We start from the raw sequence: 12838 nt of genomic DNA, 5'->3' as shown, positions 1-12838 counted from the left end.
TACATTACGCGAAAACGGCATCAGTATTTTGGAAGCCACGCTTGGCTTCTGGGTTCGCAGTTCGGCACAGATCATCCGCAGTGGGAGCAGGTGAACTCCAGACAGTTGCTTGAATCGGTTTCGGGTCATACGCTGGATTTGGATCAAGCGGATGCGGGCAATTCGAGAGGACAACCAGCACATTCATCTCGGCTCTGAGATCAATGTATTGTCCGGGTTGAGCCGTTTTGTTTGCCCAAACTAGATTGCCATTTGGCTCTACTGCAATGCGGGTAAAGAGATTTAAGTTCGGCATGATATCTTTTTTGCCCAGATCACGCTTCGTCAGGGCAAGCAGAAAGTTGTCTCGCGAATTTTTGTAGTCGCCTTCGCCATACTTTGCATTGGTTGCGAGGTTACTACATCCGCCGAGAGTGTCATGGTAACCGCAGGTATCTTCAACGATCGAGAACAAAATTCGTCCCATGTCTGAATAAATGACCATGCCTTTCTTTAAGAAAGCATTGAACTGAATTTTCGCGGTATCCGCTGCATTGTATCGCTCGATCGGATTGTCCGCGTTATAGCACAAGAGCGCTACGCCACTCGAACCTTCTGGAGCTAGAATCCGCAATGTGTCATTGCGCCGAATCACTCGTGACCAGTAGGCACCGCCTGGAATCGTTTCTTCATAGGTGATGTGTGCAGAATCGATCGTCATTCTCAGTTCCTCATTGCAACTACAAAAGCCCAGGAAGCCGTCAGCAAGATTAGTCTGCTGGTTGGCTCTCCCGGGCTTTTATCCCTCCGTGTAACTTATCTAGAAGATGTTCTCAACTCTAGAAAAGCGGCTTCTCTTGGACCAGCCATTCAACTCAACATTGAACCGGAACCCTAGAAGCAAATTTGTACTGTAAGCTTGAAACCTGTTTGATGCTGCTAAAACTTGTAGCACAAGTCAAGCAATGAAGTAAATCCTCTCAAATGTACGGAATAGAGCAGTATTAAAAAGTACTTCTCTCTTCTAGGAGTGGGGAGCGGGGAGTAGAGAGCTAACAAGGAAATATTCCCCAGCCCCTACTTCCTATCCCCTACTCTTTTGAGCACTTAGAACTCAAACAGGCTCGCTCCAAACTACAGCGACTTCACAATCGAATCATCGTACAGCGACTTCACATCAAGCGGCTGTGGCACGGCTTTGAAATCATAAGCCCCTTTCGCCATCAGTTCAAAGCTCTTAATGGCGTTATTCGGATTCTCAGGATTAAATCCAATCGTTTTATTGCCTTCAATATCGAACAAGGTAATTCCTGCAAGCTGTTCTTTCAACTCTTCAGGCTTAATTCCTAGTCGGCTCGCAGCAGCAGCGATCGCATCCGGATCACCCGATTTCAGTAACTTAATTCCTCGATCGGCAGCTTTGAGAAACTTGATTAAATCGTCTCTGCGACTAGCAATCAGATTCGCACGGGTCACAATCACATCTGCAATCAGATTCGTTCCTTTCGTACTAAAAATAATCTCTCCGCCCCCTTCTTTGGCTGCCTTCGTCAAAAAGGGTTCATAGGTCACAGCAGCATCGACTCGCTTCGCACTAAACGCAGTTGCCGCATCAGGCGCAGGTAGATCTCTAATGGTGATATCTTTTTCCGTCAAACCGCCTTTTTCGAGATACGCCCGCAGCAACACTTTTTCAAACAACACATCTTCACGCGCTACTGTTTTCCCTTTCAACTCTGCTGGAGACTTAATCCCGCGTCCCAAAATGCCATCAGATCCGTTTGAATAGTCAACGAGAAAGATAATTTTCACATTCGGATCTTTCCCTGCCATTTGCATGACATCGCCTGCGGTCAACCAAGCCACATCCGTCTTCCCAGATAGAAAAGCAGTAATTTGCTCGGTGTTTGACTGAAACAAAGTATCCTCAACCTGGAGTCCTGCTTCCTGGTAAAACCCTTTCTTCACCGTAACATGATGACCTGAATACCCAGACCATGGATTCGTCGAAACAGAGAGTTGAGGTGTATTGTTCGCTGTATTGTTTGAAGCCTGGGGAGAGCAAGCGATCGTCCAAAATAGAGCAATGAATGCAAATGCGAAAAGTTTGACAAAACGAGATCTGAACATCTAAAACTTCCTTCTAGAGTGTGAAATCAATGCAAAACAGGAAATGCACCACTTAAAAAGCCTGAAAGAGGCGCAACAGCACCATTGCTGTTCATCGTCTCTCCCAGGCTTTTATCCTTCCGTGTGACTGCTCGGAAATCCGAAACAGTTTGCTTCTCTTGGACCAGACATTCGTGCTGAATCGGAACCCTAGAAGCGATAAATTTTTCGGCGATATGATTGAATCGATCGCGCGCTCCAAATTGCTAAAGCTAACTTACTTCTAGCACGTAGCAGTAGAAATAAAGTATTCAAAATCACAATTCTGTCGCTCTGAAGATTTTACTACTCGCGCAGTGAGTGGAGAATCTGCCGTTTGATCGCGACAAATTCAGACGAAAGCTTCATGTCTAAGTCGCGATGTTCAGGTAGTCCAACTGGAATTTCTAGTTTCATCCGTCCAGGACGAGCACTCATCACATACACGCGCTGCGACAGAAAAATTGCTTCTTCGACATCATGGGTAATCATTAAAACCGTGACGTGAGTTTGCTCCCAGAGTTCGAGCAAAAATTGCTGCATCTGTTCTTTGGTCTGAGCATCGAGTGCGCCAAAGGGTTCGTCCATGAGCAAAACAGCAGGTTCATTGGCTAAAGCACGAGCGATCGCGACTCGCTGCTTCATCCCACCAGAAAGCTGTTTTGGGTAAGATTTCGCGAACTGCGTTAAGCCAACAACATCGAGATAGTAATTGATGCGATCGCGCTGTTCTGCTTTGGGCATCTTGCGCAGATTCAGACCAAAGGCAATATTTTGAGAGACAGTCAGCCAGGGATAAAGGGTGTAATTCTGAAAGACCATGCCGCGATCGGAACCCGGCCCAGTGACTTTATGCCCATCGACTAAGACACTTCCAGAGGAGGGAGGCGTGAGTCCTGCCACAATGTTGAGTAAGGTCGATTTGCCGCATCCTGATGCACCGACTAAGCAAACAAATTCTCTTGGAAAAAGCTGAAGATTGATGTCTTCTAGCACAGTCATTGAGCCAGTTTGCAAGTTAAATGACTTAGACAGGCTACGGACTTCAAGCTTGGCAGTTGAGAGTTCAGATGCGATCTCAAGTTCAGATCGCTGCTGTAGTGCTTGAGATCGGGTGTTGAGCATAGTGTTGCGTGCAGAAGGAGACAAAGTATTAGTTAAGTCGATCTCAGAACTTAAAAATGTTAATTCAGATACATAAGATACGAGAACTTAGAAAATTTGGAATTTTGTCGCAAATGCAAGAGATGTAGTTGTCAATACAAAAACGCAGTCAACTCTCTCTCTAGACTGAACCCATGTCATTGATCGATGACGTTTTAATCTGCACTCAAAGGATGAATCCCGTGACTGATGCAAGTCTTAGTTCGCCTCAATCTGTCGATCGACAATATAAGTATCTAAAACCCTCCGTGTTTTGGAGTATCCGTCAAGGATTTCCGCGTCGATTGTCGGCACTGATTGTGATGATCTCGCTGGCAGTTCCACTCTTGCTCTGGTCGCTGATTAGCTATGCTCAAGTCGTTCCACCGATGTTTTTGCCCACACCAACTGCCGTTGTGCAGTCTGGGATTGAAATGTTCATCAACAATGATCTGATCTCAGATGTACTGACCAGTTGTGGGCGAGTGCTAGCAGGATTTGTTGTGGCAGCATTAATTGGTGTACCAATGGGCATTGCTATGGGAACGTTCTACAGCATGGAGAGCCTGTTCGCTCCTTTTGTCGGAACCGTGCGCTACATGCCTGTGACTGCTTTTGTGCCGCTGATTGTGATTTGGTTAGGCTTGGGTGAGGAGTCTAAGATTCTAATCATTACGTTGGGCGTCGTGCTTTATAACGCGATTATGATTGCGGATGCAGTAAAGTTCATTCCCAGTGAGATGATCAATGTTGCTTATACGTTAGGTGCGACACGGCGAGATGTGTTGTTTCGGGTGATTGTTCCGGCGACATTTCCGAGTGTGTTAGATACGCTGCGAGTGAATATTTCGGGAGCTTGGAACTATCTCGTGATTGCTGAACTAGTCGCGGCTCAAACTGGCATAGGCTTCAGAATTATTCAAGCCCAACGCTATTTGCAAACTGAGAAAGTGTTGTTCTGCATTTTGCTGATTGGTTTGATTGGACTTGCGATCGATTACGGTCTGAAATGGATGTCGGCAGTGCTCACACCTTGGGCGGATCAGACGCGGCACTAGTAGAGTATTTGAAAAGTAATCGTTGAGACGCACTCACCCGCCCCGAAATGGAATTCCAGGGCTAACTGTGCGAAGCCCTTTGAAAGGACTGCATCGCTCAAGCCTCTGGTTAGTCCAGTTTAGTACTAGCCCCGAATTCACTCCGGGGTAGGATAGCAACGAGAGCGCAGAGTCTTTTCATACTCTCTATCAAACATCCTCTTAGACTAGGCGAAATTCCCCCCTCAGGTTTCGCCTAGAGTTAGTCAGATTGATTGTAAAAAATGGGGAGCTAGAAGAACTTCATATAGCGCTGAACTTCCCAATCTGAAACATGATTGTGATACTCAAACCATTCTTGAGTTTTGAAATCAACATAGGTTTGATACATTAACGAACCCATTACCGATTCGCTCAACGGGTCAGCAGCAAACGCTTCGATCGCTTCTCCTAAAGTTCGAGGAAGCATCTTAATCCCCATTTCTGCTAGTTCTGCTGTCGTGTAGGTATACATATTCTCAGTATGCGGTTCACCGGGGTCGAGTCCTTCTCGAATCCCTTCTAACCCTGCTGCTAAAATCATCGCTGCACCCAAGTAGGGATTGCAGGAAATATCAGCCGCCCGACATTCAACTCGTCCACCTGCTAGTGGAATGCGCAACATATTCGTGCGATTGTTGTTGCCATAGCAAATATACACAGGTGCCCAAGTAAACCCAGACATACTTCCTCGTGCGATCAACCGCTTGTAGCTATTCACAGTCGGAGCAATCACCGCACAAATCGCAGGCGCATGACGAAGCACACCTGCAATAAACTGATAGCCCAATTTCGACAAACCGCAACGACGCGGATCTGCTCGATCGACAAACAAATTCTCCCCAGTTTTCAAATCTGCAAGCGACATATTGTAATGCGCGCCGCTTCCTGTACGATTCGCAAACGGCTTGGGCATAAACGTTGCAAAGTAACCATGCTTCCGCGCAATTTCCTTCACCATCAAGCGGAAAAAGATCAAGCGATCGGACATCGTCAGCGCATCCGTATAAGTGAAATCCGTTTCAAACTGACCATTGCCATCTTCGTGATCAAACGAATACACATCCCAACCGAGATGATTCATCGCTTGCACAATCTCATCTACCCAAGCATAGTTATCGAGCAGTCCTTGCAAGTCATAGCAAGGCTTTGCTAGCGTATCGCGATCGCTGATTGGAACCGCTTGCCCATCCTGATCTTTGAGAATAAAAAACTCAGTTTCAATCCCCAGATTAAACTGAAACCCCATTTCTGCTGCTTGCTGCAACACAGATTTAAGAATGCTGCGACAGCACGCCTCAAACGGTTGACCCCGCAAATACAAATCACTCGCAAGCCAAACCATCTCTGAATTCCACGGCAAAATCGTTGCACTGGCAAGATCAGGCATTGTTGCGACTTCTTCATCACTGACCTCTTGAGGAACGCCATCCAAAGCAGCCCCCGTAAATAGCTCTGACCCTTGCATCATTTGGTCAAAATGCGACAGAGGAACCATTTTCGCTTTGCACATGCCATGAATATCAACAAAGCTCGCGATCGCATATTTCACACCTTGGTCTTTGAGCATCGTTTTGAACTGCTGCAAATCCGGATTAAGCTGATGGGTCATAGATTGAGATAGTTATTAAGACTGGACTTTACCGTATCAGACGCAGATTTAATTGCTGATTGGCACTTGTTCAGGTTAAGCAAAATTCTATCTAAAGATAGTGTCTAGCGATACGCGATTGTTTTATCTTTTCTGCTAGTCAACCCTACGCTTACTAAGCCGTTCATCAGAGGGAAAATTGGGAGAATAGAGCGTGGCTCAGGATGAGAAAGCAACAGGCACTGAAGACATCCTGATAGGAAATCAGATTGATGCCTTTTGTATCGTACTGAATGATGCATTACGTCCACTGACAGATGCGGAAGCAATTCAGTCAACAGCAGCGCATGTGCTAGGCGAGTCGTTAGGGGCAAGCCGTGTTGCTTATGCTGAAATTTTACTGAATCATCAACAAGTGAGCATCTACCGGAGCTACACAAACGGCGTAGCAGAACTGAGCGGAGTATTTAGTACAGAAGAATATGGTCGAGACTTGATCAAAGACTACAGAATGGGGCAACAAGTGATTGTCTCAGATATTCAGCACAGTAAGCGCCTGACAGAGCGTGAGAAAGCAAAGTTCAAAGCGATCGACATTGCCGCCTATTGTGATACGCCTTTGATCAAGAACGGTCAATTAGTCGCCTTGCTCATTGTGCATCAATCGACTCCGCGACAATGGACAAAGCTGGAAGCAAGACAGATCGAAGAAACCGCAGAGCGAACTTGGGCAGCCGTTGAACGGGCACGCGCAGAAGCAGCCCTCCGACAATCTGAGACAAAATATCGCACCTTGTTTGAGTCGATGAATCAAGGATTCTGCCTTTGTGAAATGATGTTTGACGAACAAGGAAATCCGCAAGACTATCGATTCCTAGAAGCCAATTCTATTTTTGAATCGATGACAGGGCTGAAAGGTGCAATCGGAAAAACAGCACGAGAATTAGTCCCTAATTTAGAAGAGTTTTGGTTCGAAACCTATAGTAGAGTTGTACAGACGAGGAAACCTGAACGCTTTGAGAGTGGCTCTCAGGCTATGAATCGATGGTTTGAAGTCAGTGCTTTCCCAATCGATACCTATCCACAGTTTGCCATTTTATTCACCGATATTAGCGATCGTAAACAAGCCGCGATCGCACTGCAAGACAGTGAAGAACAGAGTCGTAACATTCTAGAAAGTATTACCGATGGGTTCTTTGCACTGAATGCCCAATGGCAGTTTACTTACATGAACAAATCGGCTGAAGCAATGCTTGAGCGATCGAGCAACGCTTCGGTCAGCAAGAACCTGTGGACAGAATATCCAGGCTTGATCGGAACTGAGTTTGAGCGAATTTATCGCGGTGCAATGCACGATCAAGTTGTCGGCGCAACAACCGCATTTTATCCCGACCACAATCGATGGTACGAAGTTCGTGCCTATCCAGCCAGGCCAGGCATTACCGTTTACTTTAGAAACGTAACCGAGCAGATCCAAGCTCAAGCAGCACTCCAACACTCTGAGAAACGATATCAAACCTTGTTTGAATCGATCGATGAAGGCTTCTGTGTAATTGAACTCGTGTTTGAGAAGGACATAGCAATTGATTATCGCCTTGTTGAAGTCAATCCAGCTTTTGAACAGCAAACGGGACTGACACAAGCCGTTGGCAAAACAATTCGTGAGCTAATTCCTGAGATTGAAACATTCTGGTTTGATATCTATGCGCAAGTGCTGCGGACAGGCGAACCGACGCGATTTCAGGATCACTCGGCTGCGATGAATCGTTGGTTTGATATCTATGCATTCCGGCTTGAACCTGCTGAAAGCAACAAAGTTGCAGTGCTATTTCAGGATGTGACCGAGCGCAGGCGAATCGAAACAGAGCGCGAAGCTGCACGAGAAGCAGCCGATCAAGCAAATCAGATCAAAGATGAATTTCTCGCGGTTCTCTCTCACGAACTGAGAACGCCACTGAATCCGATTTTAGGCTGGATCAAATTGCTACAATCGGGCAAACTCGATGCCAATCAACAGCGAGGAGCTTTAGCCACGATCGAGCGCAATGCCAAGCTGCAATCTCGACTGATCGAAGATTTACTCGATATCTCCCGAATTATTCAAGGCAAGCTGCTGTTAAATCCTACGATTGTTGATTTGACTCAGATCATTTCTGCCGCCGTTGAGACAGTACGTCTCGCCGCTGCCGCAAAAAACATTCAGTTAACGCTCACTTTTAATCCGACGGCTCCCGTATCGGCTGATCCAGTTCGATTACAGCAAGCTATCTGCAATTTGCTCACCAATGCCGTCAAGTTCACGCCAGACGGCGGAACTGTGACAGTCACATTAAGGTCTAGCGATCACCGGGCTGAAATTCAGGTCATCGACACAGGTAAAGGCATTCAGCCTAATTTTTTGCCTCGGATCTTTGACTCCTTTCAGCAAGAAGATGGCTCAACGACTCGCAAATTTGGCGGATTAGGACTGGGACTCGCGATCGTACAGCGCATCATCGAAATGCATGGCGGAACCGTCCAGGCAGAAAGTCAGGGAGTCAATCACGGCGCGACATTTATTGTAAAACTGCCGATGAATTTGCAAGCGCAATTGAGCAAGAGCGCGCTTGAGCCGCATTGCCCGGATGCAGCGCAAGAAGGAGAGTTAAACCATGTAACAGTTTTACTCATCGACGATGATCTCGATACTCGCGAATATCAAGCTTTCTTACTTGAACAAAATGGTGCAACAGTCATTGCCGTGCCATCTGGACTCGCCGCCTTACAGGTACTCGATCAGACCTTGCCCAATGTCATCGTCAGTGACTTAGGGATGCCTGAGATGGATGGCTACCTGTTAATTCGACAGATTCGTGCTAGAACATCGAAATGGGGAGGAGAAATTCCCGCGATCGCAGTTTCTGCCTATGCAGGAGAGTTTAACCAGCAGCAAGCGCTTGAAGCCGGATTTCAGCAGCATCTTGCCAAACCCATCGAGCCAGAAGAATTGATTCGTGCGATCGCCACATTATCAAGGAGCCAAGCATGAAACCTGAACCGAGCACAGCAAGCTTTCTCCAAGGCGGTGGCGAAATGGGCAGACGCATTCGAGAACTCGATTGGTCAAAGGCTCCGCTCGGTGAGCCAGAACAATGGCAGCAAAGCTTAAAAACAGCGGTGCGAATTATGCTGACCTCGCGTCAACCAATGTGGATTGCCTGGGGAACCAACTTAACCTACCTCTATAACGACGCGTATCGAGCGATTCTCGGCGGCAAACATCCAGAAATGTTAGGACAGCCGACCTCGGTTGTGTGGCGTGAAATTTGGGATGAGGTCGAGCCGCGAACGGCTTCAGTCATGCTGAGAAACGAAGCGACCTATGATGAATCGCTGCTGCTGATCATGGAGCGCAACGGGTATCCCGAAGAAACTTACTACACGTTTTCATATAGTCCTATCCCGGATGATCAAGGCGGAACAGGCGGGATTATTTGCGCCAATACTGACAATACGCAGCAAGTGATTGGAGAGCGACAGTTAGCATTGTTACGTGTCCTTGCGGCTAAAACTGCGGATGCTCGGACGTTCGATGAGGCTTGTACTTTCAGTGCCCAGTGTTTAGCTGCAAATCCTTATGATCTGCCGTTTGCTTTGATTTATCTGATTGATGTTGAACAGCAGCAAGTGATCTTATCCGGCACAGCGGGAATCGAGCGTGATCATCCGCTGGCGCTTGAAGCGGTCGGATTCGACCAAGATTCGATTTGGCAGTTGAGTGAGGTTGTGCGATCGCAAACATCCGCAATCATTACAAACCTCACCGCTGAGCTTCCCAAAGGCGCATGGCAGCATCCCCCTCATCAAGCCATTGTTATGCCGATCGTCGCCTCAGGAGACACAGGACAAGCTGGCATTTTAGTCGCAGGTCTCAATCCGTTCCGATTGCTAGATGATAACTATCAAGGCTTTCTTGATCTAGTTACAGGTCAGATCGCAGCAAGCATTGCCAATGCTCAGGCGTATGAAGAAGAACGTAAACGCGCCGAAACCCTTGCAGAACTCGATCGAGCAAAAACCGTCTTCTTTAACAATATCAGCCACGAATTTCGCACGCCTCTGACGCTAATGTTAAGCCCCACTGAAGAGGCACTCAGCGATCCGATTCATCCCCTTCCTCCGACCCAGCGAGAGCGCATCGAGATCGTTCAACGCAACGGAATGCGCTTGCTAAAGCTAGTGAACACTCTGCTAGACTTTTCCCGAATGAAGCCGGACGAGTGCAAGCCGTTTATGAACCAACTGATCTGGCAAGCTACACAACAGATTTAGCGAGTGTCTTTCGATCTGCGATCGAGCGTGCCAATCTCCAGTTCGTGGTCGATTGTCCTGCACTTCCAGAAGCGGTGTATGTCGATCATGAGATGTGGGAAAAGATTGTTCTGAATCTTCTCTCGAATGCCTTCAAATTTACCTTTGAAGGCAAGATTACTGTGCAGTTGTGCTGGCGGATAGACCAGGTTCAACTGATCGTTCGAGACACCGGAGTTGGCATTCCCGCAGCAGAAATTCCGCATCTGTTTGAGCGGTTCCATCGGGTGAAAGCGTCACAAGGACGAAGCTTTGAAGGATCAGGAATTGGACTTTCTTTAGTTCAAGAATTAGTCAAACTGCACCAAGGCACGATCGAGGTCATCAGCCAGGAAGGAGAAGGAACTTGTTTTACGATCGCCATTCCAACCGGAACCGCTCATCTTCCGGTTGAACAAATTAGCGAAACTCGTACGACCAGCGCAACGGGTGCAAGCTCTTATGTCGAAGAAGCGCTACGATGGCTACCAGACTCAAGTTCCGTTGCTACCCCACTGGACTTGAATCCGGTGATGCAGTCTTCGAGTCCTCAGGCTTACGTTCTACTTGCCGATGATAATGCGGATATGCGGGATTATGTCAAACGTCTTCTCGCCCAACAGTATGAAGTCAAAGCCGTTTCGGATGGTTTAGCCGTGTTGGATGCGGTTTGCGATCGCACTCCAGATCTCATTCTCACAGATGTGATGATGCCCCAACTCGATGGATTTGGGGTCTTAAGTGCCCTGCGAGACAGCCCGCAAACCCGAGAGATTCCCATCATTCTCCTCTCTGCCCGTGCAGGAGAAGAAGCCAGAGTCGAAGGCTTAGCCGCCGGAGCCGATGATTATCTGACGAAGCCTTTTTCTGCACGTGAGCTATTAGCGAGAGTCGAAGCCACCCTCAAACTCTCGAAACTTCGACAAGAAGCACTCCAACGAGAGCAAACCTTACGAGCCGCGAGTGAAACGGCAAAACAACAAGCCGAAACTGCTCTAAGACGGATCGATCAGCTTCTAGAAAGTATGAGTGATGCATTTGTGGCTTTAGACCATCACTGGAAAATTATTTATCAAAATGCTACTGCCGAACGCATTAACAATAAACCTCGCTCTGAAGTCATCGGTAAAACACTTTGGGAAGAATGGCCTGCGGCGATCGGAACCGAAATTGAAACGCAATACCGTCGAGCGATCGCGCAACAGACAGCAGCGCACTTTGAACATCACTACTATGAACCGCCGAGCCACGATGTTTGGTTAGAAGTGAACGCTTATCCATTTGAAGAAGGGTTAGGAATTTTTTATCGCGATATTAGCCAACGCAAACAGCTTGAAGCCGAGCAAGCTCATATTCTTCAGCTTGAGCAAGTTGCCCGTGAGAAAGCCGAACAAGCGAATCGGATTAAAGATGAATTTCTCGCGGTGCTCTCGCATGAATTACGATCTCCCTTGAATCCGATCTTAGGCTGGTCGAGGCTCTTGCAAACAGGCAGGTTAGATGCAGAGAAAACGGCTTATGCGTTAGCTACGATCGAGCGCAATGCCAAACTTCAATCGGATCTGATTGCGGATCTACTCGATGTCTCTCGAATTTTGCAGGGCAAGATCAACCTCAATGTAAGCACGGTGAATTTAGCAACGGTGATTCGAGCCGCGATCGAGACGGTTCGGTTAGCGGCTGAAGCGAAATCGATTGAGATTGAAACCGTTTTTGAGTCTGAGGTCAACGATGTTGCAGGAGATGCGACTCGTTTACAGCAGATTGTCTGGAATTTGCTCTCAAATGCCGTGAAATTTACGCCTACTGGAGGGCAGGTGCAGATTCATTTGACCGCAATTGATCATCAAATTCAAATGACTGTACACGACACAGGAAAGGGTATTGCTCCTGAGTTTTTACCGCATGTATTTGACTATTTCCGTCAAGAAGATGGCGCAACCACTCGTCAGTTTGGCGGGTTAGGATTGGGACTCGCGATCGTTCGATATCTAACTGAACTGCATGGTGGAACTGTTGCAGTAGAAAGCCCAGGTGAAGGGCAAGGAACAACATTTATGGTGCGATTACCTCGCTTGTCAACAGCAGCCGAGCTTCAATCTGAAGCACAATCGGCTGATTCATCCGCTAGCTTGAAGGATCTCAAAATTTTAGTCGTCGATGATGATTCCGATGCGCTTGGGCTTGTGGAATTTTTGCTCGAAGAAGCTGGAGCGATCGTAGTGTCTGTCCCTTCAGCGTGCGAAGCATTACAGGCATTGGCACAATCGCGTTTCGATATTCTCGTCAGTGATATCGGAATGCCGGAAATGGATGGTTACATGCTGATGCAGCAAGTCCGAGCGTTACCGCCAGACCAAGGCGGAGAAATTCGTGCGATCGCGCTCACTGCTTATGCAGGAGAGTTGAATCAAAAACAAGCGATCGCCGCTGGATTTCAAAAGCATCTCGCGAAACCGTTGGAATCTGAGGAATTGATAGATGCGATCGCGGCATTGACGAAAAAATAGAGACTTTCGGAGGTGGGGAGTGGGGAGTGGGGAGTGGGGAGCACCCAGATTGAGATTGCTCC

8 protein-coding genes and 2 riboswitches are annotated in these 12838 nt (G+C 47.4%); of the genes, 4 read left to right on the top strand and 4 right to left on the bottom strand.

Annotated elements, in window-relative coordinates; translation table 11 throughout:
* Positions 1-4 precede the first annotated feature (4 nt).
* The 3 genes from LEPBO_RS0122060 to LEPBO_RS0122050 all read right to left on the bottom strand — a co-directional run bounded on the left by LEPBO_RS0122060 (position 5) and on the right by LEPBO_RS0122050 (position 3252).
* A complete protein-coding gene (locus tag LEPBO_RS0122060; protein ID WP_017289752.1) occupies positions 5-700 on the bottom strand; it encodes an urea amidolyase associated protein UAAP1 in 696 nt (231 codons plus the stop codon).
* Between the two features lie 65 nt (positions 701-765).
* Positions 766-888: riboswitch (guanidine-I (ykkC/yxkD leader) on the bottom strand.
* A gap of 225 nt (positions 889-1113) precedes the next feature.
* Complete coding sequence (locus LEPBO_RS0122055; protein WP_017289751.1) at positions 1114-2109, bottom strand: ABC transporter substrate-binding protein; 996 nt, start codon at positions 2107-2109, stop codon at positions 1114-1116.
* Positions 2110-2207: 98 nt separating this feature from the next.
* Positions 2208-2313, bottom strand: a riboswitch (guanidine-I (ykkC/yxkD leader).
* A 120-nt stretch (positions 2314-2433) separates the two neighbouring features.
* Positions 2434-3252: an ABC transporter ATP-binding protein gene (locus tag LEPBO_RS0122050; RefSeq protein ID WP_017289750.1), complete on the bottom strand. Its 819-nt coding sequence runs from the start codon at positions 3250-3252 to the stop codon at positions 2434-2436.
* 212 nt (positions 3253-3464) lie between these two features.
* Between LEPBO_RS0122050 and LEPBO_RS0122045 the strand changes: the two genes are divergently transcribed.
* Positions 3465-4328, top strand: a complete 864-nt coding sequence (locus tag LEPBO_RS0122045; protein ID WP_036044799.1) for an ABC transporter permease — start codon at positions 3465-3467, stop codon at positions 4326-4328.
* 271 nt (positions 4329-4599) lie between these two features.
* On the opposite strand, the gene glnT is transcribed toward LEPBO_RS0122045, so the two are convergent.
* Entirely contained in the window at positions 4600-5958 is a 1359-nt protein-coding gene (gene glnT, locus LEPBO_RS0122040; protein ID WP_017289748.1) for a type III glutamate--ammonia ligase, read from the bottom strand.
* Between the two features lie 193 nt (positions 5959-6151).
* Between glnT and LEPBO_RS43645 the strand changes: the two genes are divergently transcribed.
* Genes LEPBO_RS43645 through LEPBO_RS37905 form a run of 3 tightly spaced genes read left to right on the top strand, consistent with a single transcriptional unit; the run spans position 6152 to position 12776 of the window.
* Positions 6152-8965, top strand: coding sequence for an ATP-binding protein (locus LEPBO_RS43645; protein ID WP_017289747.1), 2814 nt, complete (start codon positions 6152-6154; stop codon positions 8963-8965).
* A complete protein-coding gene (locus LEPBO_RS45090) occupies positions 8962-10248 on the top strand; it encodes a histidine kinase dimerization/phospho-acceptor domain-containing protein (protein ID WP_202806923.1) in 1287 nt (428 codons plus the stop codon). The genes LEPBO_RS43645 and LEPBO_RS45090 overlap by 4 nt, the downstream gene beginning before the upstream one ends.
* Positions 10197-12776: an ATP-binding protein gene (locus tag LEPBO_RS37905; RefSeq protein ID WP_017289746.1), complete on the top strand. Its 2580-nt coding sequence runs from the start codon at positions 10197-10199 to the stop codon at positions 12774-12776. Before LEPBO_RS45090 ends, LEPBO_RS37905 begins: the two co-directional genes overlap by 52 nt.
* Positions 12777-12838: the final 62 nt, after the last annotated feature.

The organism is Leptolyngbya boryana PCC 6306, assembly GCF_000353285.1.
GTDB lineage: Bacteria > Cyanobacteriota > Cyanobacteriia > Leptolyngbyales > Leptolyngbyaceae > Leptolyngbya > Leptolyngbya boryana.
Note: the sequence above shows the minus strand (reverse complement) of the source record. Positions and strands in the feature narration are given on the sequence as shown.

Excerpts from the sequence above, each read along its gene's own strand:
- glnT (WP_017289748.1), bottom strand. The coding sequence starts at position 5,958 with ATGACCCATCAGCTTAATCCGGATTTGCAGCAGTTCAAAACGATGCTC.
- LEPBO_RS45090 (WP_202806923.1), top strand. The coding sequence starts at position 8,962 with ATGAAACCTGAACCGAGCACAGCAAGCTTTCTCCAAGGCGGTGGCGAA.
- LEPBO_RS0122045 (WP_036044799.1), top strand. The coding sequence starts at position 3,465 with ATGAATCCCGTGACTGATGCAAGTCTTAGTTCGCCTCAATCTGTCGAT.
- LEPBO_RS0122050 (WP_017289750.1), bottom strand. The coding sequence starts at position 3,252 with ATGCTCAACACCCGATCTCAAGCACTACAGCAGCGATCTGAACTTGAG.
- LEPBO_RS0122055 (WP_017289751.1), bottom strand. The coding sequence starts at position 2,109 with ATGTTCAGATCTCGTTTTGTCAAACTTTTCGCATTTGCATTCATTGCT.
- LEPBO_RS0122060 (WP_017289752.1), bottom strand. The coding sequence starts at position 700 with ATGACGATCGATTCTGCACACATCACCTATGAAGAAACGATTCCAGGC.